This window comes from Mesocryomonas lacus, from assembly GCF_055730135.2.
Genome location: NZ_JBUZWE020000012.1, coordinates 149,916 through 176,813 on the forward strand (window position 1 = coordinate 149,916; position 26,898 = coordinate 176,813).

The 26,898-nt window shown below is 65.0% G+C and carries 36 protein-coding genes; 15 read left to right on the plus strand and 21 right to left on the minus strand.

Going from position 1 to position 26,898, the window contains the following annotated elements:
* The 3 genes from ACZLZY_RS18790 to ACZLZY_RS18800 form a co-directional block, all read right to left on the minus strand.
* Positions 1–1,047 carry an OmpA family protein gene (locus ACZLZY_RS18790; RefSeq protein WP_472935090.1) on the minus strand — a complete coding sequence of 349 codons (1,047 nt, stop codon included), beginning with the start codon at positions 1,045–1,047 and terminating at the stop codon, positions 1–3.
* 984 nt (positions 1,048–2,031) lie between these two features.
* The gene (locus ACZLZY_RS18795) at positions 2,032–3,321 is read right to left on the minus strand and encodes an FAD-dependent monooxygenase (RefSeq protein ID WP_472935091.1); all 1,290 of its coding nucleotides are present in this window, start codon (positions 3,319–3,321) and stop codon (positions 2,032–2,034) included.
* Positions 3,293–3,550, minus strand: a complete 258-nt coding sequence (locus tag ACZLZY_RS18800) for a zinc-finger domain-containing protein (RefSeq protein ID WP_472935092.1) — start codon at positions 3,548–3,550, stop codon at positions 3,293–3,295. The genes ACZLZY_RS18795 and ACZLZY_RS18800 overlap by 29 nt, the downstream gene beginning before the upstream one ends.
* A gap of 158 nt (positions 3,551–3,708) precedes the next feature.
* Between ACZLZY_RS18800 and ACZLZY_RS18805 the strand changes: the two genes are divergently transcribed.
* From ACZLZY_RS18805 to ACZLZY_RS18815, 3 genes are all read left to right on the plus strand, one after another.
* The gene (locus tag ACZLZY_RS18805) at positions 3,709–4,503 is read left to right on the plus strand and encodes an alpha/beta fold hydrolase (RefSeq protein ID WP_472935093.1); all 795 of its coding nucleotides are present in this window, start codon (positions 3,709–3,711) and stop codon (positions 4,501–4,503) included.
* Between the two features lie 118 nt (positions 4,504–4,621).
* Positions 4,622–5,446, plus strand: a complete 825-nt coding sequence (cysE, locus tag ACZLZY_RS18810; RefSeq protein ID WP_472935094.1) for a serine O-acetyltransferase — start codon at positions 4,622–4,624, stop codon at positions 5,444–5,446.
* A 79-nt stretch (positions 5,447–5,525) separates the two neighbouring features.
* Positions 5,526–5,738 (plus strand): DUF3126 family protein, encoded by a 213-nt coding sequence (locus tag ACZLZY_RS18815; RefSeq protein ID WP_472935095.1) that lies wholly within the window; start codon positions 5,526–5,528, stop codon positions 5,736–5,738.
* Between the two features lie 403 nt (positions 5,739–6,141).
* On the opposite strand, the gene ACZLZY_RS18820 is transcribed toward ACZLZY_RS18815, so the two are convergent.
* Both ACZLZY_RS18820 and ACZLZY_RS18825 read right to left on the minus strand, forming a co-directional pair.
* Positions 6,142–6,738, minus strand: coding sequence for a transglutaminase-like cysteine peptidase (locus tag ACZLZY_RS18820; RefSeq protein ID WP_472935096.1), 597 nt, complete (start codon positions 6,736–6,738; stop codon positions 6,142–6,144).
* 442 nt (positions 6,739–7,180) lie between these two features.
* The gene (locus tag ACZLZY_RS18825; RefSeq protein ID WP_472935097.1) at positions 7,181–7,780 is read right to left on the minus strand and encodes a PilZ domain-containing protein; all 600 of its coding nucleotides are present in this window, start codon (positions 7,778–7,780) and stop codon (positions 7,181–7,183) included.
* A 286-nt stretch (positions 7,781–8,066) separates the two neighbouring features.
* Here ACZLZY_RS18825 and ACZLZY_RS18830 point away from each other — a divergent pair, with 286 nt between their 5' ends.
* Both ACZLZY_RS18830 and ACZLZY_RS18835 read left to right on the plus strand, forming a co-directional pair.
* Positions 8,067–8,789: a rhomboid family intramembrane serine protease gene (locus tag ACZLZY_RS18830; RefSeq protein ID WP_472935098.1), complete on the plus strand. Its 723-nt coding sequence runs from the start codon at positions 8,067–8,069 to the stop codon at positions 8,787–8,789.
* An 86-nt stretch (positions 8,790–8,875) separates the two neighbouring features.
* Positions 8,876–9,310: a CBS domain-containing protein gene (locus ACZLZY_RS18835; RefSeq protein WP_472935099.1), complete on the plus strand. Its 435-nt coding sequence runs from the start codon at positions 8,876–8,878 to the stop codon at positions 9,308–9,310.
* An 80-nt stretch (positions 9,311–9,390) separates the two neighbouring features.
* Here the strand turns inward: ACZLZY_RS18835 and ACZLZY_RS18840 are convergent, their stop codons facing one another.
* The 3 genes from ACZLZY_RS18840 to folE form a co-directional block, all read right to left on the minus strand.
* On the minus strand, positions 9,391–10,374 hold the full coding sequence (locus ACZLZY_RS18840) for a patatin-like phospholipase family protein (protein ID WP_472935100.1): 984 nt from the start codon (positions 10,372–10,374) through the stop codon (positions 9,391–9,393).
* Between the two features lie 288 nt (positions 10,375–10,662).
* On the minus strand, positions 10,663–11,076 hold the full coding sequence (hisI, locus tag ACZLZY_RS18845) for a phosphoribosyl-AMP cyclohydrolase (protein WP_472935101.1): 414 nt from the start codon (positions 11,074–11,076) through the stop codon (positions 10,663–10,665).
* A complete protein-coding gene (gene folE, locus ACZLZY_RS18850) occupies positions 11,076–11,696 on the minus strand; it encodes a GTP cyclohydrolase I FolE (RefSeq protein WP_472935102.1) in 621 nt (206 codons plus the stop codon). The genes hisI and folE overlap by 1 nt, the downstream gene beginning before the upstream one ends.
* 224 nt (positions 11,697–11,920) lie before the next feature.
* On the opposite strand from folE, the gene ACZLZY_RS18855 reads away from it, so the two are divergent.
* The 4 genes from ACZLZY_RS18855 (at position 11,921) to ACZLZY_RS18870 (ending at position 15,837) form a co-directional block, all read left to right on the plus strand.
* Positions 11,921–12,376, plus strand: a complete 456-nt coding sequence (locus tag ACZLZY_RS18855; protein ID WP_472935103.1) for an iron-sulfur cluster assembly scaffold protein — start codon at positions 11,921–11,923, stop codon at positions 12,374–12,376.
* Positions 12,376–12,696, plus strand: a complete 321-nt coding sequence (gene yidD, locus ACZLZY_RS18860) for a membrane protein insertion efficiency factor YidD (RefSeq protein ID WP_472935104.1) — start codon at positions 12,376–12,378, stop codon at positions 12,694–12,696. Before ACZLZY_RS18855 ends, yidD begins: the two co-directional genes overlap by 1 nt.
* 192 nt (positions 12,697–12,888) lie before the next feature.
* Positions 12,889–14,877, plus strand: coding sequence for a threonine--tRNA ligase (gene thrS / locus ACZLZY_RS18865; RefSeq protein ID WP_472935105.1), 1,989 nt, complete (start codon positions 12,889–12,891; stop codon positions 14,875–14,877).
* Positions 14,878–14,985: 108 nt separating this feature from the next.
* Positions 14,986–15,837 (plus strand): lysophospholipid acyltransferase family protein, encoded by an 852-nt coding sequence (locus ACZLZY_RS18870; protein ID WP_472935106.1) that lies wholly within the window; start codon positions 14,986–14,988, stop codon positions 15,835–15,837.
* Between the two features lie 46 nt (positions 15,838–15,883).
* Here ACZLZY_RS18870 and ACZLZY_RS18875 read toward each other — a convergent pair whose 3' ends face one another.
* Positions 15,884–17,053: an RgsD C-terminal domain-containing protein gene (locus ACZLZY_RS18875; protein WP_472935107.1), complete on the minus strand. Its 1,170-nt coding sequence runs from the start codon at positions 17,051–17,053 to the stop codon at positions 15,884–15,886.
* A gap of 152 nt (positions 17,054–17,205) precedes the next feature.
* Between ACZLZY_RS18875 and ACZLZY_RS18880 the strand changes: the two genes are divergently transcribed.
* The 3 genes from ACZLZY_RS18880 (at position 17,206) to ACZLZY_RS18890 (ending at position 19,690) form a co-directional block, all read left to right on the plus strand.
* Positions 17,206–17,787 carry a nitroreductase family protein gene (locus ACZLZY_RS18880; protein WP_472935108.1) on the plus strand — a complete coding sequence of 194 codons (582 nt, stop codon included), beginning with the start codon at positions 17,206–17,208 and terminating at the stop codon, positions 17,785–17,787.
* A gap of 3 nt (positions 17,788–17,790) precedes the next feature.
* Positions 17,791–18,411: a flavin reductase family protein gene (locus ACZLZY_RS18885; RefSeq protein ID WP_472935109.1), complete on the plus strand. Its 621-nt coding sequence runs from the start codon at positions 17,791–17,793 to the stop codon at positions 18,409–18,411.
* A 136-nt stretch (positions 18,412–18,547) separates the two neighbouring features.
* Positions 18,548–19,690, plus strand: coding sequence for a DUF2336 domain-containing protein (locus ACZLZY_RS18890; protein ID WP_472935110.1), 1,143 nt, complete (start codon positions 18,548–18,550; stop codon positions 19,688–19,690).
* A gap of 29 nt (positions 19,691–19,719) precedes the next feature.
* Here the strand turns inward: ACZLZY_RS18890 and ACZLZY_RS18895 are convergent, their stop codons facing one another.
* The 6 genes from ACZLZY_RS18895 to ACZLZY_RS18920 form a co-directional block, all read right to left on the minus strand.
* Complete coding sequence (locus tag ACZLZY_RS18895) at positions 19,720–20,493, minus strand: NAD kinase (RefSeq protein WP_472935111.1); 774 nt, start codon at positions 20,491–20,493, stop codon at positions 19,720–19,722.
* Positions 20,494–20,714: 221 nt separating this feature from the next.
* On the minus strand, positions 20,715–20,972 hold the full coding sequence (locus ACZLZY_RS18900; RefSeq protein ID WP_472935112.1) for a DUF2171 domain-containing protein: 258 nt from the start codon (positions 20,970–20,972) through the stop codon (positions 20,715–20,717).
* Positions 20,973–21,035: 63 nt separating this feature from the next.
* On the minus strand, positions 21,036–21,215 hold the full coding sequence (locus tag ACZLZY_RS18905) for a hypothetical protein (protein ID WP_472935113.1): 180 nt from the start codon (positions 21,213–21,215) through the stop codon (positions 21,036–21,038).
* 331 nt (positions 21,216–21,546) lie between these two features.
* Positions 21,547–22,317, minus strand: a complete 771-nt coding sequence (locus tag ACZLZY_RS18910) for an exodeoxyribonuclease III (RefSeq protein WP_472935114.1) — start codon at positions 22,315–22,317, stop codon at positions 21,547–21,549.
* An 85-nt stretch (positions 22,318–22,402) separates the two neighbouring features.
* On the minus strand, positions 22,403–22,615 hold the full coding sequence (locus ACZLZY_RS18915; protein WP_472935115.1) for a cold-shock protein: 213 nt from the start codon (positions 22,613–22,615) through the stop codon (positions 22,403–22,405).
* A 374-nt stretch (positions 22,616–22,989) separates the two neighbouring features.
* Positions 22,990–23,247: a hypothetical protein gene (locus tag ACZLZY_RS18920; RefSeq protein ID WP_472935116.1), complete on the minus strand. Its 258-nt coding sequence runs from the start codon at positions 23,245–23,247 to the stop codon at positions 22,990–22,992.
* Positions 23,248–23,486: 239 nt separating this feature from the next.
* On the opposite strand from ACZLZY_RS18920, the gene ACZLZY_RS18925 reads away from it, so the two are divergent.
* Positions 23,487–23,654, plus strand: coding sequence for a small membrane protein YohP (locus ACZLZY_RS18925; RefSeq protein WP_472935117.1), 168 nt, complete (start codon positions 23,487–23,489; stop codon positions 23,652–23,654).
* Positions 23,655–23,730: 76 nt separating this feature from the next.
* Positions 23,731–24,384 carry a PAQR family membrane homeostasis protein TrhA gene (gene trhA / locus ACZLZY_RS18930; protein WP_472935118.1) on the plus strand — a complete coding sequence of 218 codons (654 nt, stop codon included), beginning with the start codon at positions 23,731–23,733 and terminating at the stop codon, positions 24,382–24,384.
* A gap of 93 nt (positions 24,385–24,477) precedes the next feature.
* On the opposite strand, the gene ACZLZY_RS18935 is transcribed toward trhA, so the two are convergent.
* The gene (locus tag ACZLZY_RS18935; RefSeq protein WP_472935119.1) at positions 24,478–24,687 is read right to left on the minus strand and encodes a hypothetical protein; all 210 of its coding nucleotides are present in this window, start codon (positions 24,685–24,687) and stop codon (positions 24,478–24,480) included.
* A 57-nt stretch (positions 24,688–24,744) separates the two neighbouring features.
* Positions 24,745–25,014: a DUF1294 domain-containing protein gene (locus tag ACZLZY_RS18940; RefSeq protein WP_472935120.1), complete on the minus strand. Its 270-nt coding sequence runs from the start codon at positions 25,012–25,014 to the stop codon at positions 24,745–24,747.
* Between the two features lie 148 nt (positions 25,015–25,162).
* On the opposite strand from ACZLZY_RS18940, the gene ACZLZY_RS18945 reads away from it, so the two are divergent.
* Complete coding sequence (locus ACZLZY_RS18945; protein WP_472935121.1) at positions 25,163–25,429, plus strand: hypothetical protein; 267 nt, start codon at positions 25,163–25,165, stop codon at positions 25,427–25,429.
* A gap of 126 nt (positions 25,430–25,555) precedes the next feature.
* Here ACZLZY_RS18945 and ACZLZY_RS18950 read toward each other — a convergent pair whose 3' ends face one another.
* The 4 genes from ACZLZY_RS18950 to ACZLZY_RS18965 form a co-directional block, all read right to left on the minus strand.
* The gene (locus ACZLZY_RS18950; RefSeq protein ID WP_472935122.1) at positions 25,556–25,843 is read right to left on the minus strand and encodes a PepSY domain-containing protein; all 288 of its coding nucleotides are present in this window, start codon (positions 25,841–25,843) and stop codon (positions 25,556–25,558) included.
* A 122-nt stretch (positions 25,844–25,965) separates the two neighbouring features.
* Positions 25,966–26,154, minus strand: coding sequence for a hypothetical protein (locus ACZLZY_RS18955; protein ID WP_472935123.1), 189 nt, complete (start codon positions 26,152–26,154; stop codon positions 25,966–25,968).
* Positions 26,151–26,396, minus strand: coding sequence for a hypothetical protein (locus ACZLZY_RS18960; RefSeq protein WP_472935124.1), 246 nt, complete (start codon positions 26,394–26,396; stop codon positions 26,151–26,153). Before ACZLZY_RS18960 ends, ACZLZY_RS18955 begins: the two co-directional genes overlap by 4 nt.
* 165 nt (positions 26,397–26,561) lie before the next feature.
* A complete protein-coding gene (locus ACZLZY_RS18965) occupies positions 26,562–26,831 on the minus strand; it encodes a hypothetical protein (RefSeq protein WP_472935125.1) in 270 nt (89 codons plus the stop codon).
* Positions 26,832–26,898: the final 67 nt, after the last annotated feature.

The following is a 26,898-nucleotide window of genomic DNA, read 5'->3' on the forward strand; positions in this document are numbered from 1 at the left end:
TCAGCGCGCGGCCGATGTGACCGGCTTGACCAAGGCAGTGATGCGCCGGAGCGTCACGCGCCGGTTCTCCCGACTTTCCGTCTGGGTCGCGACCTTCAGGTCCTCCTCGCCATAGCCCTGAGTGATCAGGTTTTCAGCCGGAATGCTAAAATACTGCGACAGGGCGGTGGCGACGGCCTCGGCGCGCTGGTCGGACAGCGCGAGGTTGGCGACGTTGCTGCCGACCGCATCGGTATGGCCTTCGATCAGGAAGGTTTCACCCGGGTTGTCCTTGATGACGCGGGCGACCGCATCGGCGAGCGCCTGCAGGTTCTTCACTTCCGCTTGCGAGATCGACGCGGACCCGAAGTCGAAGTTGATCGTGTTCACGTCGATGCGCCGGACCTTGTTGCGGATACGGGCTGAACGGCGAACTTCGTCGACCGAGTAAATCCGCTCGACGGTCTCCACCGGCGGCGCGACGATGGTGTCGAAATAGAGCTCCTCATCCGGCTGGTCGACATCGACGATGTAGCGGTCTCGCGGGATGCGGATGTCGAGCGGCGGCAGGTCCTCGCCCGGGTCGTCGTAGTAGTCCGGGCGCGGACCGTCGTCCTCGGAGTAGGGGTCGTAGAACAGCACGACCTCGCGGCCGTCCGGGTCGATGCGGGAGCGCTGAACGACGTCGCCATACTCGTTGGTAATGGTCACCACCTGCGATCCGTTGCCGCGCACGATCGTGTCGCGCGTCCGGCCGCGGGGCAACCGCTCGCTGTACTGTTCGCGTGAATCCACCGCGAGGCGGTTGTCGTCGTTCGACCGGATGAAGTAGCCGGCTGCAGCACCGACCGCCACGCCCGCCGCCGCCGCACCGACAATCGAGATGATGTCGCGGTCGCCGACACGCTGGACGACCTCGCTTTCCGGCCGCTGGCGGTAACGGGGCGCCTCCTGCAGGCGCTCGCCGCGCTCGCTGGTGATGGGCTGCTCAACGATAGGACGCGACAGCGTCTGGACGCGGGCATCGCTCTGATCGATGCGGCCTTGCTCAACCGGCGCATTCTGCACCTCGACCGGAACGGGCTTCGGGGCCTCTACCGGCGGAGCGGCCGCCGCGGGTGCTGGTGCCGCGGGAGCACCGGGCTGTGCACCGTCTGCCGCAGGGGCCGGTGCCCCGGGCGTCGGCGGGACCTCCGCAGGCGCCGGAGCCGTAGCTCCTGGCTGCGCGGCTGCTGGCGCGGCCGGCGCAGCGGTGCCAGGAGCTGGCGCTGCTGGTGCTGCGGCATCCGGTGCTACGGCAGGTGCTGCAGCGTCGGGCGCGGCAGCGGGTCTTCCTTGGCCGGGCGTGCGGGCGCGGCGCTCGGCAGGGGCGGCGGGTGTCGCCGACGGTTCAGCCGCAGCGGGGGCTGGCGCGGTTTCAGCGGGTGCCGGCTCTACAGCAGCCGGCGGTGCGGTCGGGGCAGACTCGGCGGGCGCTGGCGCAGGCTCTACTGGTGGGCTTGGCTCTGCTGGCGCAGGCGTCGGAGAAGGCTCCGCGGGCGCTGCCGGCTCGGGGGCTGCCTCTACCGGAGGTGTGGGCTCTGGCGCTTTCGGCTCAGCAGCTGGCGCTTCCGGTGCCGGCTCGCGGGCTGGCGCGGGCGCTTCGACCTCGGGAGCCGGCGCTTCGGGTTCGGCGGCCGGTGCGGGTTCAGGAGCGGCCTCTGGTGCCGGCGCAGGCTCCGGTGCTGGCTCGGGCGCTCGTTCCGGTTCGGGCGCCGGAGCGGCCTCGGGCTCGGGTGCGGTATCTGCCGGCGGCGCGGCTTCAGCCGGCGCTTCCTCCGCCTGCGCCATGCGGAGCGCGGCCTTCTGCTGCGCGTAGGCGAAGGAAGGACCGGACAAGGTGGTTGATGCAGCCAGCGCCGCGACCGTCAGAAGGCGTCCAGTGTTTCTCATCAAAGGCATCGATTATCCTCTTTGGTGCCGTCGAACATGACGGTGAGAGTTCCGACCTATGGCCCTGTCATGGTGCGGGGCGTCGGAACTAGGATGGTACCGTTGAAGTCGGTCGGCCCGTTATCCGTTCCGTGAAATGTCCGAAACCGTGCCGCGCGGACCGTCGATGGCGGGTGGCCGCCAGTCGTAGAGCCAAGCGAGATCGCGGGCGAGGGTGGCTTTCGGGCGGAAGCTCAGCGCAAGGTCACGGGCGAGCGAAAACGGAAAAGGCAAATGGTAGACGCGGCGGTGGAAGGCGACACGGCCGAGAACTTTTGCGATGCGGGGAATGCGCTGCGCGTCGAAGCTTTGTCGGGCGGTCTCGAGCATGGCGTGCGTCGCCACGCAGTGCGCGGCAACGCACGCATCCTCGATGGCCATCGCCGCTCCTTGCGCCGCATAGGGCAGCATGGCGTGCGAGGCATCGCCGATGACGAAAAGGCCTGCCGGCACCCCGTCATGATCGACCGGCGCGCGCGTCGACAGCGGCCAGGCGGTGGCCGGTCCTGCCGAGGCGATCAATTCGAGAAGCGCAGGGTCCCAGCCGGCGAAGCGGGCGAGCAGCTGGTCCTTGGCGGACGCGGATGCGGGATCCCCCGTCACGTCGCTGGCGCGGCCGATGAGAACGAGGTTCGTCTCGCGGCCACCACGGATGGGATAGGCGACGGCATGGCGCCGCGGCCCGAGCCAGGCCGCGATCCCGGCCGACGGGCGGGGGGATGTGCCCCCCGGCGGCGTGCTGGCGGTCATCCGCCAGGCGATATCGCCGGAGGGCGCGGCGGCGGGGTGGCCGAGCAGGCGGGCGATCGCCGAGCCGACACCGTCGGCGGCGATGACGATGTCCGCTTGCCGGTTCAGCTTACCGCCGGTGGCGCTGGAGAATTGCAGATGCCAGCCTTGGCCGTCATGCTGTGCAGCAGTGCACGCGGCGCCGAGGGTCAGGACGATCCGCGTTTGTCGCCGGACGGCGGCGAAGAGGGCAGCCTGAAGGTCGGCGCGGTGCAGCGAAAGGTAGGCCGTGCCATCGCTCGCCGTGACAGGTACCTCGGCGATGCAACGGCCGCTCGGTCCAGACCGCAAGGTGACGCTGGTCGCGGCGACGCCGTTCAACTCCGCGGTCTCGATGCCGAGGGCCGTCAGGGTGCTGAGGGCGTTGGGGGACAGTTGCAGCCCGGCGCCGGCCTCCTGCAGCCGTTCGGCACGCTCGAGGACCTCGACGGAAAATCCGGCCTTGGCGAAGGCCAGCGCAGCCGTCAATCCGCCGATGCCGCCCCCGACAACCACAACGGCGCGCGGGGCTTCGGTGCGGTGATCCGGTGCCGTCAGCACCGCCGGCGCCGCCTCAGGCGGCGTTCCGGTCCGTGGCTTCAAGAAACAGGCAGCCGGCCGGAAGGGTGTCGGTGCCGTGCAGCGCCGCGTTGAAGCGGTAGAGCGTTGAGCAGTAGGAGCAGACCTTCTCGCCATCGTCGCCAAGGTCGACATAGACATGCGGGTGGTCGTGCGGCGGGTTTGCGCCGACGCACATGAACTCGGTCACCCCGATCTCGATCACATCGTGGCCGGCATCGTTCTGAAAATGCGGGATGATATGTCCGGCCATCGCTTGTCGTCTCCGTGCTCTAGCAATTGCGCGGGACCATAGTGTCCGCCGTTCGGAAAGGCCAGAGGCCGGCGCGGGCGCACGCAAAACCGGCGCCCGCCCTTGCGCTCGGCGCACGGAGGCGGTTAGCCAGAGCAGAAATGCGACAGAGGACGATCATGGATTTCTTCGAGAACGATGGCCTGCGGCTCGCCTTTCGCTCCGACGGCGATCCCGCTGCGCCAGCGGTGATGCTGCTGCACGGCTTCGCGTCGAGCATGGCGGTGAACTGGGTAGATCCGGGCTGGGTCTCGACCTTGACGGCGGCGGGATATCGCACCGTCGCCTTCGATCACCGCGGTCATGGGGCGAGCGACAAGCCGCATGACGGCGCGGCCTACATGCCGCAGAAGATGGCGGGCGATGCGGCGGCCCTGATGGCCCATCTCGGCATCGCCGAGGCCACCCTCTTCGGCTATTCGATGGGCGCCCGGGTCTCCGCTTACGCCGCGCTTGCGACACCGGCGCTGTTCCCGCGGCTGGTCTTCGGCGGGCTCGGAATCGGCCTCGTCGATGGCGTTGGCGATTGGGATCCGATCGTTGCAGCCTTGCTGGCGCCCTCGCTGGACGCGGTCGAGGACCCCAAGGGCCGGATGTTCCGCGCCTTTGCGGATCGCACCAAGAGCGACAAGGTAGCGCTGGCGGCCTGCATCCAGACCTCGCGCACCGAGCCGACGCGAGAGGAGGTCGGACGCATCCTGCAGCCGACGCTGATCGGCGTCGGAACCGAGGACGATATTGCGGGTTCGGCGGCCGAACTCGCAGCCTTGATGCCGCATGCCACCGCTTTCGACATTCCGGGCCGGGATCACATGCTGGCCGTCGGCGACCGCCGGTTCAAGGCGGAGGTGCTGCGCTTTCTCGGCGAGGACCCGGCGTCCGCCGCAGCGGCGCGGACACATGGGGACGCCTGAAAGGATCGGCGTTGCGGGCGCCAAAAGATGGCGGCTGGCGCCGGCTTGTTCAAACCCGGTCTGAACGCTATTTTACCGAACAGTAGGATTGGCCGAGATGCCAGCGAAGGAAGTTCCGATGAGCGTCACCAGGCAGGCCCATGAGCGGCTGCTCGCCGTCGATCCGATCTGGGCGCGGGTTCGGGAGGAAACGCTGGAGGCTGCTGAGCGCGAGCCGATGCTGTCCGGCTTTCTCTATGCCACCATCCTCAACCATGCGAGCCTTGAAGCCGCGGTCATCCACCGCGTGTCGCAGCGCCTCGACCATCCCGACGTGCCGGCAGTGTTGATCAGTCAAGCCTATGAGGGTCTGCTTGGCGACACCTCGCAATGGTCGGAGACGCTGCGCAACGACATCCAGGCAGTGTTCGACCGCGATCCGGCCTGCGAGCGCTATATCGAGCCGCTGCTGTACTTCAAGGGTTTCCACGCCATCCAGACCCACCGGCTGGCGCACTGGCTGTGGCACGAAGGGCGGCGCGACTTCGCGCTCTATCTCCAGGCGAGATCGTCGGCGGTGTTCCAGACCGATATTCACCCGGCGTCCAAGATGGGCCGCGGCATCTTCCTCGACCACGCGACGGGCCTCGTCGTCGGCTTCACCGCGGTGATTGGCGACAATGTCTCGATCCTGCAGGACGTGACGCTTGGCGGCACAGGCAAGGAGTTCGGTGACCGGCATCCGAAGATCGGCGACGGCGTCCTGATCGGCGCGGGGGCGAAAATCCTCGGCAACATCAAGGTCGGCAACTGCTCGAAGATCGCGTCGGGCTCGGTGGTCCTGAAAGAAGTCCCGCCGCACGTCACCGTCGCCGGCATTCCGAGCCGGATCGTCGGCACCACCGACGATTGCGGCCGCGAGCCGGCGCGGGCGATGGACCACATGTTCGGCCGAGACGAGTAGGGCCGACGAGGAGGGCTATTGCTTTCGCCGCTCGGGTGCTAGCTACACGCACCCCCGACATTGGCTGCAGGAGATGCCCATGAAGCCCGACGAGATCAAGAAGCTCGAGACGTACCTCAAGACCCTGTTCAAGGGCTCCGCGGTCAGCGTTCGCGCGCTGCCACGCAAGAATGACTCTGCCGAGCTCTACGTCAACGACGAGTTCGTCGGCACGGTGTCGAAGGATACCGACGAGGGTGAGCTCTCGTACCACGTGACGATGACGATCCTTGAAATGGATTTCGAGGCCTAACGTCCTCGACCCGATTGCGCCCGATGCGGGCGGATCGTGGGGGCCGGGCAGATGCCCCGGCTCCACTCAGGCGAAGCCGGCACTGCCGCCGCCGAACAAATCCCAAACGCCTCACCGCTGACCCAGGCCGCCACGCAGCGAGGACACATTCTGCGCTTATCCGCGCCGTTGGACCGTTCCGCGAGTTAACGAAGTCTGAATTCCGGCGCTTCGGGCGTTAAGCTTTGACGGTCTCGGCGCCGGGCTCTCGAAATTTTCTTCGCAAGCCTTGGCAAGATGGTTAGCGAGATTCCTTCTCCAGAGGGGCTTCCGGCGGACGTCAGACACAAAAAAACCGACCCTCTTGCGAGGGCCGGTTTCGGCAGGTCGGGGACGGAGAGGTCGAAGATCCTGCCGCTAGGCCCTACTTGACGCTGCCGACCAGCATGTCGCGGTCATCGGCGATGCTGACCCACTTGGCCGAGTTCTTCTCGGACTGGCGCTTGAGGTAGCGGTATTCGGTTTCCTTCCAGTCCTTCACTTCGTCCTTGAGGTTATCAAGGACGAAGTCGCCGCGGTCGGTACGCACGGTGAGAACGGCATGGCCGTCGCCATTGGGCTGGCGGACGACGGTGACGAGGAGGGCTGAGCGCGGCAGATCCGCCCGTTCCAGCATGTACTGCTTCAAGAGGACGTAATCCTCGCAGTCGCCTTCGGTCTTCGGGTAGGTCCAGTATTCGGCCTGGCCGTAGAGGTCGAGGTCGGTGCGCGGCAGGATGCCGGTGTTCACGGCGTTGTTGACCTCGACGATCTTGTCCCAGGTGCTGCGGGTCAGCTTGACCACGGAGGGGGCATCGTTCTTCTGGCATTCGTCGGGGTAGCGCTTGCAGAAGTCGTAGTGACCGACCGGCTGCGAGGTTCCACCCATCACCGGCATCGGCAGGTTGTTGGCAGAAGCGCTCCCGCCCGACAGCGCCGCGGTCAGTGCAACCGCCATGGTCATCAGTAATCTTTTGATCATTGTTTCTCTCCGTCTCTGGAGTTGACAATGACGATGGGATTTTACTTCTGCGGCAAATTGAGATCGGCAAATTAAGTCAAATTATCTGCATCTCGTTCAGGTCCTATACTTGCAGATTTCTCGCTGGAAACCGGAGAATTCGCTGGATCAAAAGCGTCGCTTATTAACCCTTTCGGGCTGCTTATCGTTAAGCATAGCAAGGCCGCCGATGCGCGCGGCATCGGCGGCCAACGGTTCCGGCATGTCGAGGTGGCTGGGCGGCGCATCGCTGGCGAGCACTACCCTCAGGCAAAGCACCAGGCAGAGGGGAAGGGAGGGGCGGATGACGCGCCGTGACGCGTGTCGACGCCAGCTTCGGCCCGGCATCCGAGCCGAGCCACGACTGTTCGATGCGGAAATGCCGGGAGCGCTTTTAGCGTGCGACGGATCGCACGCTGCTCGATCAGAGCTGTTCGAGCGTCTCACGCTGCTGGACGGCGGCGAACTCGATGGCGAGGCCTTCTTCCAGGTGGCGAACCACGCGGCCCTGCATCGTGCCGATGACGATGCGCGAACCGATGGCGGGGCGGACGGTCGATTTGACGGCGGCGCCCGAGAGCGAGAGATCGATGATCCGCACCTTGTACTGGCGGCCGTCGTCGAGGGTGATGTCGATGAACGGATTGCGCGGCTGGATACGGTCGTGGCGCCGGTCTTCCGGCAGGTCGAGCTCGTGCCGGTTGGCCAGCCAGGTCAGCTGCGCCGCCAGTTTTTCACGCTTGCGGTCGGTGCCTTGCACCGTCATGGCGAAGCCGCCGGCATAGCCGCGCGTGACGTCGCCCTCGATCCGGCCGATATGGTCGACGTAGAGGATGACCCGCTCGCCGGCCGCGGGCGTGATGGGCGTGACGACAGAAACGTCGCCCGGCGACATGTTGTCGACCCGGCACGGAAACTCGGTGCGGTTTTCCAGCATGAAGCGGCCGAGCAGATCAACGGCGACGCGGCTGAAGCGGCGGCGTTCTTCGGAATCCATGGACTGGACAGGTGCTGTGTTTTGCATGTCTGACCCGTGGCTCCGAGCCGCGCGCAGGCGGATTCATCATCTGACACGCTATGCGACGAAACTTAACGTGAAATGAGCGAAGCCGCCAGACGGAAGAATTCTCTTAACCTTAGTCAGCGGCAAGTCTTAAAGGCGTCGTCTCCACTCTCGGTCTGGCTCTCGGTCCTCTGATCTCGTAGCGCTATCGGCAGCCTGCTGTCTTTTCCGGCGATTGCGGGTAAGAGGGCCGGCGAGGTGGCTATCGGACCGCCGCCAAGCCGCCACGCGGCCCGGGAGATGTGACTTGACCCTCGACGAAGACACGCAGCCGCCTGTCCGGCGGGTCAACCCGCCAGCGTTCAACGTGCCGGGCGTCGTTCTCCTGCTGCTGGTCGTGCTGGCACTGGTCCAGGCGCTGCGCAGCTTTGTACTGACACCGGAAACCGACGATTGGGTGCTGACGCAGTTCGCTTTCATTCCCGGCTGCTACGCCGAGTCCTGCGGCCTGTTCCTCGACCGCAATCCGGGCGCGGAGATCTGGTCGCCGCTCAGCCATGCGTTCCTGCACGGCGACTGGACGCATCTCGGGCTCAACACCGTCTGGCTGCTGGCTTTCGGGACGCCCGTGGCGCGCCGGTTTGGCGCGGAACGCTTCCTCATTTTCTCGGCGCTTGGCGCCGTGGCGGGCGCTGCGACGTTCTATGCCTTCAACACCGGGCTGATCGTGCCGGTCATCGGTGCATCCGGCACTGTCTCTGCACTGATGGGCGGTGCCTGCCGCTTCGCCCTCGGCTCGATCAGCCGGTCGGGCGTCCCCGCCGACCGCGCGCCCCTTCTGTCGTTCCGCCAGGCGCTCGGGGATCGGACCATCCTCTTCTTCATCCTGATCTTCCTCGCCACCAACATCCTGACGGCGACAGGCTATTCGGCCTTTGTCGATGGCGGCGCGTCGGTCGCCTGGGAGGCGCATGTCGGCGGGTTCCTGTTCGGCTTCATGACGATCGGGCTGTTCGGTCGCCGCATCTGACAGGCTGTCGTCGCCGGCAAGATCGCTTGCGGTCCGCTTCAGAGTGACGCACCATCCGGTCGGGCGACCGTACGGGAGGAATGGTCATGAGCGTAAAGCAGATCCTGGAAGAGAAGGGCCACGACGTCTTCACCCTCAGCGATGGCGCAACGCTAGGCGATGCGGCGCAGGCCTTGGCGACGCGGCGGATCGGCGCGCTGATCCTGCTCGATGCGGAGGGCAAGCTGGCGGGCATCCTGTCGGAGCGCGACGTGGTGCGGATGATCGGCACCAAGGGTCCGGACTGCCTGACGCAGAGCGTCGCCGACGTGATGACGCGGACGGTGACGACCTGCGGCGAGAATGCCACCGTAAACGAGGTGATGGAGCTGATGACCAATGGCCGCTTCCGGCACATTCCGGTGGTCGAGCGCGGCAAGCTGATCGGTCTCATTTCGATCGGCGATCTCGTCAAGCGCCGCATCGAGGATGCCGAGCGCGAGGCCGAGGACATGCGCACCTACATCGCGGCAGCAGGCTAGGGGCGGGACGGCGCGTTCAGCCTTCAGCGCATCAGTCTGGCGGACAGGTCCGTCTGGCGGACGATACTGCCGGGAACGCGTCAGCTCTGCACATAGCCCTCGGTGACCCGCTCGATCTCTGGAAGGCGGCGCATCGTCTCCTCGTAGCCGAACTGGATCGCCTCGGCCGCGCGATAGAATTCCGACAGCCCGATATCGCGGACCTTCGGCTGCAGCGAGAGGTCTGGCGGATCACCGGCGAGGCGCGACCGCGAGATGCGGTCCTGCACGATGTTGAAGGCGTCCGCCATCGAGCGGGTGATGCCGATCTTCTCGCGCCGGCGTATCGCCTCCAGCGCGGGCAGGTCCAGTTCCTCGTCGATCGGCATGGGCGTGGTCTTCAGCCGTATTGCCGGCTGGGTCGCCCGCATTCGCAGCACCGCAGCCCGGCCGAAAAGGTCGTAGTTGAGATTCACGGCGACGACGAGCTGCGCCTCGTAGGCGCGGCAGACCGAGACCGGCACCGGATTGACCAGCGCGCCGTCGACCAGGCGGCGGTCGCCGACCATCACCGGCTCGAACACGCCCGGCAGCGCGTAGGACGCGCGCATGGCAAGGACCAGCGATCCCGAATCCAGCCAGACCTCGTGGCCGCTGCGGGCTTCGGTGGCCACGCAGACCAGTGGCCGGTCGAGATCCTCGATCTGCGCGTTCTCCAGCGTCTCGATCAGCCGCCGCGTCAGCCGCATGCCGCCGAGGAGGCCCGCCCCGCCAAAGCGCACGTCGAGAAAGCGCACCAGGCCGCGCCGGGTGAGCGAGCGTGCAAAATCCTCGAGTTCGTCGAGGCGCCCGGCGAGATAGCAACCGCCGACCAGCGCGCCGATCGAGGTGCCAGCGATCATCGAGACGTGGATGCCGGCTTCGTCAAGCGCCTTCAGGACGCCGATATGCGCCCAGCCACGGGCCGCGCCGCCGCCCAGCGCCAGGGCGATCTTGAATTTCGTCCGGGGCGCGGGGTCCACGGGGACGGCCGATGCGGGGTTGCGCGGCTTTTGTTCGCTACGTCTGAAAACCCGATCCAACATTGCATGAGGTCCTGGTTCGCCGTGTGAGAGCCACGTGTCCCGCGCGGCGCGCGAAGAACGCGTGGTCTGTCGCCGCCGACATGGCTCCCCGTCTCGGGAACGCCCGAGGGAGAGCGCCGCGCCAGCGACATCAAACCAGCTTAGCGCAAAAGCTTTGCCGCTTTTTAAAGGCCTGAATTGCAGTGGTGCGGGGGAGAGCGCCCGTTCTCGAGAACGGGAAAGTGCTTCAACTCTCTGATTCCAAACCCGGTCTGATCGCTGATCAGGACGAGTTTCAGCGCAGATGTCTCAGGTTGACGGATCCGTCACGAGCGTAAGCTTGGCATCGGGACCATCCACGCGGCGGTAGAAGCAGGTCTCGCGGTGCGTGTGGCAGGTTTCTTCCGGCTTGGACACGTCGACCTTTAGCCAGACGGCATCCTGATCGCAGTCGACCCTGATCTCCCGGACGGTCTGGAGGGCACCCGAGGTTTCGCCCTTCTTCCACAGGCTCTGGCGGGACCGGCTGAAATAATGCGCGATGCCGGTCGAAATCGTGAGGTCGAGCGCCTGCCGGTCCATATGCGCCACCATCAGCAGGGTGCCGGAGGTCGCGTCGGTGACGACCGCCGTGACCAGCCCGGCCGCGTCGAAACGCGGCGCCAGGACGTCGCCTTCCTCCTGGTCGGCGGCCTTGTCGAAGGGCGGATGGAAGTCCGCCATCAGCGGTGTCTGATCATGTCGAGGAAGCGGACGCGCTCGGTGCCGTCATCGGCAAAGACGCCGAAGAAGCTCGTGGTAAGTGTCGTCGAGCCCTTCGTCTTGATGCCGCGCATCGACATGCACATGTGCTCGGCCTCGATCATCACAGCGACGCCGCGCGGCTTCAGCACGTCCTCGATCGTCGAGGCGATCTGCGCGGTCATCGTCTCCTGCGTCTGCAGGCGGCGCGCGAAGATGTCGACGACGCGGGCGATCTTCGAAAGGCCGAGAACCCGGCCGGCCGGGAGGTAGGCGACATGCGCCTTGCCGATGATCGGCACCATGTGGTGTTCGCAGTGCGAATGGAAATCAATGTCGCGCACCAGCACCACGTCGTCATAGCCGGCGACCTCGCCGAAGGTGCGGCCGAGAATATCGGTCGCATCCTGGGCATATCCGCCGAAGAGTTCTTCATAGGATTTCACCACGCGCGCCGGCGTCTCGATCAGGCCCTCGCGGCTCGGATCGTCACCCGCCCAGCGGATCAAGGTGGACACCGCGGCCTGCGCTTCCTCGCGGCTCGGACGGCCGTGCCGCTTTTCCGCATGCCCCTCGGCGATCTTCCTGACGATGGCGTCCATCACATACTCGCTACAAGGCGTTCCAAACGGGGCGGCATGCTGCGTGCCGCGCCATTCCCTACATCGAAGGGTCGTCTTCGTGAACCGGCTTCCTGCATTATGCTTTCACATCCCGTCTGGGACGAAGGCCGGCTTTATCTTTCGGGATCATGGTCGCGCTCCTATATAGTCAGAGCGGCTTCGCCTTGTAGACCGCACCCGACCACCATCCGCAGGACGAAGACGTGCTCGACGATATCTACAATGCCCGGATCCTCGACTATGCCGGCAATATCAGCCGGATCGGTCGGCTGGAGTCGCCCGACGCTTCGGCCACCGCTCATTCGAGGCTTTGCGGCTCCACGGTGATCGTCGATCTGAAGCTCGACGGGGGCGTGGTCAGCGAATTCGGCCATGTGGTGAAGGCTTGCGCGCTGGGTCAGGCCTCGTCCGCGATCATGGCGAACAGCATTCTCGGCGCGACGCCAGACGAACTGCGCGCCGTTCGTCTCGAGATGCAGCGGATGCTGAAGGAAAACGGCACGCCGCCGACCGGTCGCTTCGAGGATCTGAAGTATCTGGAGCCAGTGCGCGACTACAAGGCGCGACATGCCTCGACGCTCTTGACCTTCGACGCCGTGGTCGATGCGCTCGACCAGATCGCGGCGAAAGCCGCGGCAAGTGACCCAGTCTCCGCCTGATGTGCAGCGACGCGCCTGAGATCCGCGAAGGGAAAGCGCCCACGCCACGGCGCCATTTCTCGTCGCGCAATTACACCGGCCCTTGGCAGCGGACGCCCGCAAGGCTTCTCGGGACAGGGCTCGTCCGACTTTATCAGTTGACGCTATCCGGCTTCGTCGGCGGAAACTGCCGGCACCTGCCGACCTGTTCGGAATATGCCTACGAGGCAGTCGCCCGGCATGGGCTCTTCGCAGGGAGTTGGTTGACGGCGCGGCGCGTCGCCCGATGCGGACCTTTCGGTGGTGCGGGGATCGATCTGGTTCCGCCGCCAAAGCCGTAGGCGGCGACGCTTCCCATTATGAAGAAGGCCCATTAGGGCAGAGCAGCATAGCGCCAGCGCAATTTTCGCCGCTGCGCTTGTCTGGGCGCGGGTGGATGCTATGACGCCACCTCCGGCTGAAGGCCGGTCCAGTTCAATCGATCTTCAGGGCTTTCCCGCGTGGTATGCGGGGGTGAGCGGAAAGGAACAGAGATGATCGACGTCATTTTTCCCGATGGCTCAATTCGCCAGTTCACGGCCGAGACGACCGGCGCCGAGATCGCCGGCGGGATTTCCAAATCGCTGCTGAAGAAGTCCGTGGCCTACGCCTTCGAGGGCGAGCTGCGCGACCTCGCCGATCCCGTCGGCGCCAGCGGCAAGATCGAGATCGTCACCCGCGACGACCCGCGCGCCCTCGAGCTGATCCGCCACGATGCGGCGCATGTCATGGCCGAGGCCGTGCAGGAGATCTGGCCGGGTACGCAGGTGACCATCGGCCCGGTCATCGAGAACGGTTTCTACTACGATTTCGCCAAGGAAGTGCCGTTCACCCCCGACGACCTGCCGGTGATCGAGAAGAAGATGGCGGAGATCATCCGCCGCAACGCGCCGTTCAAGAAGGACGTGTGGTCCCGTGCGAGGGCGCGTGAAGTGTTCGCTGCCAAGGGCGAGACCTACAAGCTCGAGCTGATCGACGCGATCGGCGAGGAGCAGGACCTCAAGATCTACAGCCAGGGCGACTGGTTCGATCTCTGCCGCGGGCCGCACATGGCCTCGACCGGCCAGATCGGCGAGAACTTCAAGCTGATGCGGGTGGCCGGAGCCTATTGGCGCGGCGATTCCAACAATCCGATGCTGTCGCGCATCTACGGCACGGCCTGGGCGACCGCAGAGCAGATGCAGAACTACCTGCACATGCTGGAAGAGGCGGAGAAGCGCGACCACCGTCGGCTCGGCCGGGAAATGGATCTCTTCCATTTTCAGGAGGAGGGGCCCGGCGTCGTCTTCTGGCATCCGAACGGCTGGTCGATCTTCCAGGAGCTTGTGGCCTACATGCGCCGCCGCCTCGTCGGCGCCTATCAGGAGGTCAACGCCCCGCAGCTGCTCGATAAGTCGCTCTGGGAGATCTCCGGCCACTGGGGCTGGTACCGCGAGAACATGTTCGCGGCGACCTCGGCCGGCGACGACACCGAGGACGAGCGCGTCTTCGCCCTGAAGCCAATGAACTGCCCGGGCCATGTGCAGATCTTCAAGTACGGCCTGAAGTCGTACCGCGACCTGCCGATCCGCCTGTCGGAGTTCGGCGCAGTGCACCGCTACGAGCCGTCCGGCGCAATGCACGGGCTGATGCGAGTGCGCGGCTTCACCCAGGACGACGCCCACATCTTCTGCACCGAGGCGCAGATGGCGGCCGAGTGCCTTGCCATCAACGACCTCATTCTCTCGGTCTACCGCGACTTCGGCTTCGAGGACGTGATGATCAAGCTGTCGACCCGGCCAGAGAAGCGGGTTGGCTCGGACGACCTCTGGGATACGGCCGAGACCGTGATGATGCGCGTGCTCGAAGAGATCGAGCAGCAGTCGGGCGGGCGTATCACCACCGGCATCAATCCGGGCGAGGGCGCCTTCTACGGCCCGAAGTTCGAGTACACGCTGAAGGACGCGATCGGCCGAGAATGGCAGTGCGGCACGACGCAGGTCGACTTCAACCTGCCTGAGCGTTTCGGCGCCTTCTACATCGATGCCGATTCTAACAAGACCGTCCCGGTAATGATCCACCGGGCGATCTGTGGCTCGATGGAGCGCTTCCTCGGCATCCTGCTCGAGAACTTCGCCGGCCACCTGCCGCTCTGGATGGCGCCCGTGCAGATCGTCGTCGCCACGATCACCTCGGAAGCCGACGGCTATGCCGAACACGTCGTGCAGCAACTGCGCGAGGCAGGCCTGCGGGTGAAGCTCGACGTCCGCAACGAGAAGATCAACTACAAGGTCCGCGAGCACAGCCTCGCCAAGGTCCCGGTCATGCTCGTCTGCGGCAAGCGCGAGGCGGAGGAGAAGACGGTCAACATCCGGCGTCTCGGCTCGCGGGACCAGCAGTCGGCGACGCTGGCCGAGACCGTGGAGAACCTCGTCGCCGAGGCGGTCGCACCCGACCTCAAGCGCAGCCGCGAGGAACGCCTGGCCCGCAGCACAGCGGCCTGAAACGCAGTGGACCCGGCCGCAAGGCCGGGTCCACGACCCACGTGCAACGGCGTCATATCCCTGTCACCTCCGGGCTGATATAGCCGGACATCTCCACGGGGATGGGCGATGACAAAGCGTTATGCGGAACTGACCTATGCCCGGCCGGACGACCGGCTGTTTCGCCGCTGGGCCATCCGGTCGATTGAGCAGCTGTCCGGCAAGCGCAAGCTCGCACGCCTCTATGGCGTCTGGCGCCAGGACCTCGCGGCCGGCCGCAAGGACGCCTTCAACGCCATGCTCGACCTGATGCGGATTCGCCTCGACATCGGCGGTTTCCTGCCGGCCGGCGAGGCGCTGCCGGCGCGTCTGGTGATGGTGGCGAATCATCCTTTCGGCATCGGTGACGGCGTCGCGATCCTGGCGCTCGCCGAGCGCCTCGGACGACCCTTCCGCATCCTCATCAACAACGACCTGATGAAGATCCCGGAAATGTCGGCCTACGGCCTGCCGGTCTCCTTCGAGGAGACCAAGGCGGCGCTGGCGATGAACATGGAAACCCGCAAGGAAGCGACGCGGCTCCTGGCCGAGGGGACGACCATCATCGTCTTTCCGGCCGGCGGCGTCGCGACGGCGCCGACCATGTTCGGCGCGGCCGACGACCTGCCCTGGAAGCAGTTTACCGCCCGCCTGATCCAGACCGGACGGGCCGCGGTGCTGCCGATCCATTTCGAGGGCCAGAACGGGCCGCTGTTCCATCTCGCCAGCCGCCTGTCGCTGACGCTGCGCATCGGCCTCCTGATCGGCGAGTTCCGCCGGCAATACGGGCGGGCGATCCGGGTCAGCGTCGGGAACGTCCTGGAATTCGAGGAACTGTCGCGGATTTCCGACCGCCGGCTTCTGACCGAGCGACTGCGCGACGCGGTGTTCTCGCTGGCGGGTGTTGCGACGCCGGTGCTCGCGCCACTGCTCGAGGCCTGAGCAACGCACACGACGCGCTCCGCCGGCTTCCCACTGGGCGATCGGCTCAGTCGCCGGAGCCCTGGCTATTGTCCGGTGCCGTCATGACGTCCGAGGTCAGCACTTCGACGTCGGTGTTGACGCCGGCCTCGACGGTGAAGTCGCGCTGATAGGAGCGATCCTTGTTCTTGGCGACGATCGTGTAGGCGCCCTCGGCCAGCACCATCGATGGAAAGGCGCCGACGCTCTCGCGGATCACGTCGCCCGAGCCGTTCGAGATCGACCAGGCAGTGTCGGCGATGGCCTCGCCACCTTTTTCGCGGACCAGCTTCATCGTCAGTTGCGCCGCGCGCTGCTGCAGCGTCACGTCGGTGATCTTGCCCGGCTCCACCTTGACGTCGGCCTTCACCACGGCGTTGACCGAGCCGAAATTCGAGACGACGTGATAGGTGCCGGCATTCAGCTGGACGACCTTGCGGGGGGCGATGTCCTCGGCCACCAGCTGCCGGTCGCGCTCTTCGGGCGCATCGCTGTAGATGTCGAAGGTCAGTGATTCCGGCGGGATCGGCACGTCGTCGGCGGCGACCGCGTTCAGCTTCAGGCCCCCGGCTTCGAGCACCACCACCTCCCGGGTCTGTTCGCCGCCGAAATCCACCCGCTTGGTGATGCCGGCGCGGCCGAAGCCGACATGCAGCAGATAGGCGCCCGACGGCACCTCGAAGCTTGCCGTGCCGCCATGTGCCGAGGCGACCAGCGGCAGCTTGCCGTCGATCGCGGGGATCGGCGAGAACAGGCGCCAGATCAGGCCGTTCGGGATGGGGGCGCCATCGGCCGCAAGCTTTGCCTCCAGCACCAGCGTCTTGCGGCTGCGCAAGAGGTCGAGCGAGGGAAGCTGGCGCGGCGCGTAGGCCGGCAGGCCGGGGAGGTCGATGCGCGGATTGGCAAGGTTCGGGGCGAGGTCGGGGAGGGCGATCGGGTTGAGTTTTTCGAGCGCACGGGCACCGGTGCGGGGCAAGGCATCACCGGACGGAATGCTGTCGGGCGAGACGTAGGCGCCGCTCGGCCGGTCGCCGCCGCTGCCCCCGCCAAAAATGCCCTTCAAGCCGTTGCCGAGAAAGCCGCCGCCGCCGCCATTGCTTTCCTGCGCCACGGCCGGCGCACTCGCCAGAACGGCAAGGCAAAGCAGCGCGCAAGCTGCCGGTCGCAAGGGGATGAGGCGGGGGGAATGACGCAACATGATGACTGTTTGAACGGCAGATCATGGCCGAATTCAAGGCGTGGTTCCGCCGAACGCTGCATCTCCTTCGCTGAGCGAGAGGATTTGCGGGGAAAGGCTTTGCATTCCGGCTGGCGAGAGCTAGCTCAGGCCGCAGAACAGGGGACATTGTCATGACCGAGATCACGCGCTACCTCGAATCGCGCCGCTCCATCCCGATCCCGGCCCTCGGCCTTCCGGCGCCCGACGCCGGCGAGGTCGAGGCGATGCTGACCATCGCCGCGCGGGTGCCAGATCATGGCAAGCTCGCGCCCTGGCGGTTCATCCTCTACCGCGGCGAGGTCGCGGTGAAGATCGGGAAGGCCTTGGCGGATCTTGCTGAGACGCGCGACGGTCCGCTCAGTGTCGCGCGCCGGGCCATGGAGGAAGGCCGTTTCAGCCGCTCGCCGCTGGTTGTTGGCGTGGTCTCGACCGCCCAGCCCCACGTCAAGATACCGGAGTGGGAACAGGTGCTGTCGGCCGGGGCCGCCGCGATGAACCTCGTACATGCCGCGCATTCGATGGGCTTTGCCGCCAACTGGGTGAGCGAATGGGTCGCCTATGACGATGCGGCCAAGGCCATCCTCGGCATCTCGCCGGCGGAAAAGACCGTCGGCTTCATCCACATCGGAACACCCACGACGCCACCTGTCGACCGTCCGCGGCCGGCGCTCGCCGATATCGTCACCGAGGCCATCGCGCCGGCAGGGATCTGAGCCATGTTCTACCGCACCGACACCAACCAGCACGGCCTTCCGCACGACCCGTTCAAGGCGATCGTCTCGCCGCGGCCGATCGGCTGGATCTCGACGCGCTCGAAAGACGGCGCCGTCAATCTCGCGCCCTACAGCTTCTTCAACGCCGTCTCCGACGGGCCGAAGCTGGTGATGTTCTCGTCCGCAGGCATGAAGGACAGCGCGGCCTTTGCGATCGAGAGTGGGGAATTCGTCGCGAACCTCGCGACGACGACCTTGGCGGCCGCCTTGGTGCGCAGCTCGGCGCCGGCGCCCCGCGGCGTCAGCGAGTTCGCGATCGCGGGTCTCACCGAGGCGGCCTGCGAGATCGTCGCAGCGCCGCGCGTTGCGGAGAGCCCGGCCGCGCTGGAGTGCAAGGTCACCGAATGGTTCTGGCCGAAGGGCCTCGATGGTCAGCCATCGGAGAACGTCATGGTGATCGGCGAAGTCGTTGGCATCCACATCGACCCATCGATCCTCGTCGACGGGATGATCGATACCGCGCTCGCGCAGCCTCTCAGCCGGCTCGGCTACCTCGACTATGCCGGCGCCGGCCCGGTGTTCCAGATGCCGCGTCCGAAGCGGCCGGATGCGAGCGACCTATAAGCCTCCTTGCCTCGGCCGGCGCTCTGGTCGCGGCCACATGGTGAATCCGGTGATAAGGGAGATGGTGAACGAATCCTAAACCATTGACCGTCAGAGTGGCCCCGACAGATCGAGAACCGTCCAGGGCCCTTGCCACATGATCGTGCAGCGTTTCGTCAAATGGTGCGAAACCGCCACCACCCGCGAGCGCGCGGAAGGGGTGGCGATGCTCGGCCGGGCTCTGGCGGAGGGCGAGGTCGCAGCTGCCGATCGCCCGGCCACGGTTGCGGCGATGACGTTCGTCCTCGAGGATCCCTCGCCGAAAGTCCGGCTCGCGCTGGCTGAGGCTATTGCCGCATCCGACAACGCACCGGCGACCATCATACGCGCGCTCGGCGCGGACAACGAGGAAATCGGCTGCCTCGTCGCCAGCCTTTCGCCCGTGCTGACCGATCTCGACCTGATCGATCTGGCTGCCGCCGGCGGCAAGCGGCTGCAGACGGCGATCGCCGGCCGTGCCGCAGTCTCCGTCCGCCTAGCCGCGGCCATCGCCGAGATCGGCGGCCGCAGCGCCTGCGCGACGCTTCTCGCCAACACCGGCGCCGTGATCGCCGGCGTCAGCCACCGCCGGATTGCCGAGCGGCACGGCGCCGATGCCGAGGTGCGCACCTTGCAGCTGCAGCGGAGCGATACGCCGGTCGATGTGCGTCAGACGCTGATCCTGCACCTTGGCCAGGCATTGGCCGGCTCCACCATGGTGCGCCGGACGCTCGGCGACGCGCGCGCGCAGGTGCTAGTGTCGGAAGCTTGCGAGAGGGCGACCGCCTCGCTCGCTCTCTCCGTGCCGCCGGCAGAATTGCCCGCCCTTGTCGAGCATCTCCGGCTGTCTGGGCAACTGACCACCGCCTTCCTCATCCGCATCGTCTGCGCGGGAAACATCGATCTCTTCGCCGCCGCGCTGGTCTCGCTGTCGGGCCTGACCGAGCGGCGTGTCAGGGCCATCGTCGTCGATGGCCGCGAGGCAGCCTTTGCCGCGCTGGTGACAAGCTGTGGGCTCGTTCAGGCGGCAGCACCCTTGTTGCGGACGGCGATCCAGGTCTGGAAGCAGGCGATTGCGCGTCATGCCTCTCCGGATGTCGGGAGCGTGACCGCCGAGGTGATGGCGCGGCTCTGCGCTATCCACGAGGCGCGCCAGGACGCCACCGGGTTCGCGGCCCTGACGACCTTGCTTCACAGGCTGGAAGGCGAGAGCAGCCGCCACCATGCGCGCTATCAGGCCGAGCGGATGCTGGCGGCCTGACGCACCGACGGGCGCGGCGCTCAGGCTGATCAGTAGCGAAACTGCTCCGCCAGAATCCGCTCGTCGCCGGAATGGTCCTGGTCGAAGAGGATCAGGCTGCGGGCGTGGCGCGAGATCCGGATCGTCACCTGCACCACCGACTTCACCTCGGTATGATCGGCTACTGCGTTCACCGGACGCTTCTCCGGTTCCAGCGTCTCGATGACCACGGTCTGGTGATTCGGCAGGAGGGCACCGCGCCACCGGCGGGGGCGGAACGCGCTGACGGGCGTCAGCGCCAGCAAGGGCGCATCCAGCGGAATGATCGGGCCTTGGGCCGAGAGATTGTAGGCGGTCGACCCGGTCGGCGTCGCCACCATCACGCCGTCGCAGATCAGTTCTTCCATCCGGACCTGCCCGTCGATGACGATCTTCAGACGGGCAGCCTGGTAGGATTGGCGGAAGATCGAGACCTCGTTGATTGCGAGAGCGGTATGTTCGACGCCATCGCTGTCAACGGCCATCATCTCAAGCGGTCGGATCTTGTTCTCGGTCGCAGCCGTCAGCCGCTCACGCAGGCCCTCCGCCCGGAATTCGTTCATCAGAAAGCCGACAGTGCCCTGGTTCATCCCGTAGATCGGGACGTTGGTGCCCATGAAGCCGTGCAAGGTCTGCAGCATGAAGCCATCGCCGCCCAGCGCGACGACGATGTCGGCCTTCTCGGGCGGGACGTTTCCGTAGATCGAGATCAGTTCGCGGGCGGCGTCCTGTGCCGGCTCGGTTTCGCTCGCGAGGAAAGCAATGGACGATGCGTCGCGCTTCATGGCGTTCATGCTCACTGATGGCTGGCGACAGGTCGCAACGGCGGCAATCTACGCACTCCGAACGAAAGAGATAGCCAGGAAATCCCGCGGTACCGAGTTATCCGCCGGAAGGCCGCAGCGCCAAACCCTCCTGCACGAACAAAAAAAGCCCACCGAAGTGGGCCTTTCGCAGCGTAAAATTCTCTTGGCGACACCGAATTCGTCGATGACGCCAGACGCGGTTAAGTCGGCTGGCCGCTTTCTTCTTCCTCGAACGTCACGGCGACGTCGCCATTGGCCGAAAGGCGAACCTGGTTGCCCTCTACGTCAGCGACGAGGCCGATCGAGATGAAGTGGTGATGACCCTTGTGGGCGCCTTCGCCGCTGTCCTGTTTAGTGAGCTTGATTCGCTCGCCGACGACGCGGTCTACCTTGCCGACATGCGCACCATCGGCGCCGATGACTTCCATATGTTCTTTGATCGCAGTGACGTCAGCCATGGGAATTCTCCTGTGATGGTTCCCCCACTAACGCGCCATGCTCAGCATAGATGCAAGCCGGCGTCACTGTGGCGATGCATGCCGGATGTTCGGCAGGTCGTGACCGCTCTCCTCGGGATCCGGTTCGATGGGCGGCGAATCCTCATTGGGCTCGCGAATATCATCCGGACGTGGATCGCCGTCGGGATTCGAATCGGGCGCTGGGCCAGTCGGGTCGATGATGTTGGGCTGGATGTCGGACATGCGATTTCCTTCAAACGAGAGAGGATGTCGAATCAAGCGCGGGTTGGTTCAAAGGTTCCAAAGCGCCAGATCGCCGGAAACACCGTCTTGAAATTCGTTTGAGAACATAGGCTTGCCGCCATCTTGCGAGGATGCATGGCAGCTATGCGCGAAAGGGTATGGCGGTGTGCACTGCAAAAGGCTTTTATTGCTTTGCAAACGTTTCCTCCCAGATCCTTTGCATAGACTCAGCCCGCTGACTTCGGTCGGTGGGCTTTTTTTTGCCTGATGGCTGGTAAGCATTCCTGTCCGCTCCTCGGCGCGGCATCGGATGCTGAACCGCTAGAAACGATCAGCCGAGCGTCACCCAGGCCGGAGCATGATCGCTGGCGCCTTCCAGTCCCCGAACGGCGCGATCGACGCCGGCGTCTTCGAGCTGGTTCTTTAGCGAGGGGCTCAGCAGGATGTGGTCGAGCCGCATGCCGGCATCTCGCCCCCATCGCCCGCGCTGGTAGTCCCAGAACGTGTAGAGCGGCAGATCCGGGTGTCGGGTTCTTAGGGCGTCGGTCCATCCCTGCGACAGGAGACGTTGATAGGCGGATCGGCTTTCGGGCTGCACCAGCGCATTGGTCGCCAGCGACGACGTCTTGTAGATGTCGAAATCTGTCGGGACGACATTGAAATCGCCGGCCAGGACGATCGGCAGGCCGGTCTCCATCAGGCTTGCGGCATGGTCGATCAACCGCTCGAACCAGGCGAGTTTTGCCTCGAACTTCGGGCCGGGCTGGGGATTTCCGTTCGGCAGATAGAGCGAGGCTACGAGCAGCCCGCGGCAGGCGGCTTCAATGTAGCGGCTCTCCCGGTCGGCATCGTCGCCCGGCAGGACGTTGCGGGTGAGCACAGGTTCCTTGCCACGCACGAGAAGGGCGACGCCGTTCCACTGCTTCTGCCCGTTCCAGACCGCGTGGTAGCCAAGGTCGCGCAGCGCGTCTTGTGGGAAGTCCTTCTGCACCGCCTTCAGTTCCTGCAGGCAGACGATGTCAGGCTCTGCCTCGCCGAGCCAGGTCAGGAGGTTCGGCAGTCGGCGGTTGACGTTATTGATATTGAAGGTGGCGATCTTCACGGCTCATCCCGATCGAGCGCGAAACGGCAGACAAAAAAAGGCCCCGCCGAAGCGAGGCCCGTTTTGCTGTGTGCTGAAGCTAGGCTCAGACCTGCTGAAGATTGATAGCCTTCGGGCCCTTGCCGCGCGGATCGGGCTGGGATTCGAAGGAAACCTTCTGGTTGTCGGACAAGGACGACATGCCGGAGCGCTCGACGTCCGAGATGTGGACGAAAACGTCTGCGCCGCCGTTGTCGGGGGTGATGAAGCCGAAGCCCTTGTCCGCGTTGAAGAACTTCACTGTGCCAGTCTGGGCCATAACTACCTATCCTATTTATCTCGGACACCTGTCCAAGCGAGGGGACCATGCGGAAATGATCGCCATAATTCAACCCCATCCTCACCGAGAAATGCCGCCTTAAACCCGTCGTGACGAAGAATAGCGCCTTTTCCGGTTATAAAACCGCTTTACCCGCCTTTCCATGACGCAAAAAATTAAGCTATCGGGACGTCTTTTGGATGTCTGGCGTGTGGTTTTCGGATCCTAGTTGAGCCGAAATGCGATCGGATGGGGCTTACGAAGCCGACCTTCGACCGTACGGTGGAAGCCGCCGCATTGGGACTACGCACATTTAGAATGATATCCCAATTGGACAGCAGACTGCATGGCCGCTGCTGCTAATGGCACCGCGGTCAGTTCGCGGGGGATGCCTCGGCGGCGGCTGCGGTCTTCCGCTTGCGTTTGACAGGCACCGCTACGACGGCCTCAGCGGCCAGTTGCTCGGCTTCATCGCGGGCGATCCGGGCAGCCTTCAGCCGATCGTTTTTCGCGCGCGTCTTGTCGGCGTCCGCCGCGATCATCGACATGGCCGAGCCTTTTTCGGCGCGCATCGGTGTCTCGCGAAAATACTGATGGCCGGCCAGTACGGCAGGGGATTCCTTTTCGGTCATAATTCGCTTTCCGGAAGAGTTTCGGCCAATGGGCCGCCGAGGCATTTGTGCCGTTGTTCGGAACGCTGGCGTTCCGGAAGCCTTAACGATTTCGATCGGCGGCAGTTGCCCACCAATCTTTGCGAGTGCTCGAACGTCCGGTTTCGTACGTGACAGCGTGTTGGCAGACGGCAGACAAACCGTTGTGCCGCCGACCGGAACGCCGAGAGACGTCAGTCATTTCTGGTTGGCGGATCGGAATGTTACCTCCGACTGCCAGAGCCGATTCTCGTCGCCTACGTGGTGATGAGGTTGGCTTCACTGGAAACAAGGAGAATCCTGTGCTGAAATTTCTCGGAATCGTCGTCGCCATCATCTTCATCATCGGCTTGCTGGTCGTGATGGGTGTGTTCAAGCTGATCTTCTAACGAGCGCCTGCGCCGACGGGCATGGGAAAGAGGTGGCGGGCGCGGCCCATTGGTTCCAGACGGGAGCGATCAGCGCATGCAGCAGGAGAGCCGCCACCTCGGCGAAGTGACATGGCGATATTCGGCCGGAGAACTCTGGGCAGATGGCGTCGTCCACGTGGTCGGGCTGATCCTCGCCGCAGTGGGGACGGTGGTCTTCGCGGCGTTCCTGGTGGACGCAGGCGATCCCGCCTATGCCGGGGCGGTCGCGCTCTATCTCTCGACGCTGATGATCTCGATCAGCGCCTCGGCAATCTACAACATTTGGCCTGTGTCGAAGACCAAATGGTGGCTGAGGCGGATCGATCACTCGGCGATCTACCTGCTGATCGCCGGTACCTATACGCCCTTCATGGTGAAGATGAGCACTTGGTGGATGCTGTCGGGGGTCTGGGCCATCGCCATCGCCGGCGTCGGGCTGAAACTCCTGCGTCCCGGACAATATGACCGGCTTTCGATCGCGCTGTATCTCGGGATGGGCTGGAGCGGCGTAGCGACCTACAACAGCCTGATCGGACGGCTCTCGCCGACTGTCATCTGGTTGATCGTTGCCGGTGGTCTCGTCTACTCGCTCGGCGTGATCTTTCACCTTTGGGAAAATCTACGCTTTCAGAACGCGATCTGGCATGGGTTCGTTCTCGTCGCGGCGGCGATTCACTACGCCGCCGTCTGGTGTGCAACGCTGACTTGATCGGCGGTTGGCGACCTGTCGGGCGATGCCGGTTTTGAAATCGCTGCGGGGTGTGAGACGACGCATCCCGCATAGGGTCCGCCCACGCTGGTTTTAGCGATAACCGGCGCGATGATCGATGTTGCGGGACGCGCTTGAAGCGTTTGCTGCATTACGGGGTCGGCCTTCAGCCTGCACGTAAAGCTGATCAAGCTTATCCACGAGCGCTTGTTCGGTGGCTTCCGCCTCGGTGATCAAGCCTGCCTCGTAGGCGCCGAGCGTTTCCGTCGCTGTCATGTAAGCCTCCTTTTCTTTGCGGGTCATTTGCGAATCCCGTCATCCTCGATTTGGTTCCCGGCGAAAGCCGATGTTTTGCGATCATCACGCCGGCAGGACGCCCGTAACGAAAAGCAGAAATGCGAGGACTTGAAGGCCGGCGATCCCGAGAAGCCGGTTTCGGAACGGTTGTTTCTGTGTCTTGTGGCGAAAGACGCTGCTGGCCAGAAGCGCACCGCCGCTGCCTCCGGCAAGGGCGAGGAGAAGCAGCGTGCGTTCGGGGATACGCTGCCGGCCCGCTCTGGCCGACGCCTTGTCCAAGCCGAAGGCGGCGAAGCACAGCATGTTCACAAACGACAGATAAAGCAGCGTCATCACGTTCACGTCTCGACGGTCAAAGCGGGGCATGGCAGGGATAGCGGATCGACCACGGCGGGTAGGCGCGAAGGGGAAGGTGCCACGATGATCATCCAGGTCCCGTGTCGCCTTTCTGCCGCCCGCAAAGCTAGCAAGGAGTAGAGAGATGCTGAGTGAAGCGGACAAGCACGCGATTTCCGAGAAGATCTCGACGCTGTTCCAGGGTCTCGAACTGACCGAGGTCGCCGACGTCCTCAAGATCCAGCTGGCCATGCTGGTCACCCAGGGCGCCGACGACGAAGAAGGCGCGATCGAGTTCCTGGACGAGATCACCGATGACGTCGAGGACATCATCAAGGGCTATCCCTTCGGCGAGGACGACGATCTTGACGAGGGCGCGGAAGCCCCGAGCGAGCCGACCAAGCCTGCCTGACCACGTTCTGGCAGATAAGGACGGTCGGTAGAGTGAGACCTGCTCCTCGCCGACTTCCTCAAAAACAACAGCCGTCCCGCGTGAGCGGGACGGTTGATCAGAATCTTCAGTAAACGCCGAGGCGCTTTACTGGGCTGGTGCGGTCGAGGTTGCGACCTTCGGCACGATGGGGTTGCCGGTTCGCACGTCGTATTCCATCCGCACCTCAGCGCCGTCCTTCATATAGAAGACGATCTGATAAACGCCGCCGGAATAGCTGACCTGATCGATGAACGAGAACTCCGGACGGGTCTCCACCTTGGCGACGATGTCGGAGAGCTTCGCGGCATTGGCCGGGGGCGCCTCGGGCGCGACGGCGAGGGCGCCGGTGGTCATCAACAGCGAGAAGGCGAAGAGGGCGGCGGGGGTACGCATGCGGATGCACTCCATTGGAATGCTGCCGGAACCATGCCGAGCCTTTTTGGTTCCGCCGTGCTGCGTTGCGCTGCCAACGATGGTTGACGCAGCATTTCCCGCGGCAAAAGCTTTAGCGGGATTTACTTCCCGCCCTCGATCGCCTTCCGGATCGCTTTTGCCATGTCGTCCGCCGGATTTGCGGCCGGATCGCCTGCTGGCGTCTGTGCCGAGCCGACCGGTTCGGCGGTATGGCGCTCGCCCAGCATGAAGGCGATGCCGAGGCCCGCCAGCGCCGAGACCGCCAGCACGAACATCATGCGGCGGCTCATTCTTCCCGGAACTCCTGCGGGAGGGTACCGTGCCGGGCAAGAATCTCCGGCGTCTCGACCACCTCGTCGGTGTCGAGGTCAATGGTCTGGGCCAGCGCCACGACGCCCGCCATGCGGCTGGCATCGCGGTCGGCGCGGGCAATGGCCTCGTCGGCCGTCTTGAACTCCATCACCCGTCCGGCGACGAGCTTCTTGCCCATCATCTCGAACTGCTGGACGATGTAGAGGGTCTTCTCGGCCATCAGGCACGCCTCCGGAGGGTGATGGCGGGCGACTTGCCCGCGACGTCGCGTTGGCGACCTCGCTACAGCATCCCGCCCGCGATCGGAACAGTTATTCCGGGGGATCGAACGCCGCACAGTGGCCGATGGCATCGCCGCCACCGGCTACCCGTTCGGCAGTCCGGATCAGAGCACGCCGGGCTCGATGGCGGCGAGCGAGGCGGCGCCGGAATAGCGGCGGCGGCGGCCGACCAGCATCATCGGCACGCTGGCGAAGGACAGCAGCAGCGCGGCTGCGGCGAACAGGCCGATCGTGGGGTTCTCCTCGACGGCCGTCGTGTAGAAGATGAGATAGCACTCATAGAAGAACGCCGGCGGGCAGACCGTGAACAGCGCGGCGCCGGCATAGCCGAGCGTGCGGAAGCGGGTGGTGACGAAAGTATCGTGCGAAACCATGGAAATCTCCTGACAGATGCCGCACGCCTCGCATGCGGGGCTTGCGCGAGGCGATCCATATCGCGGC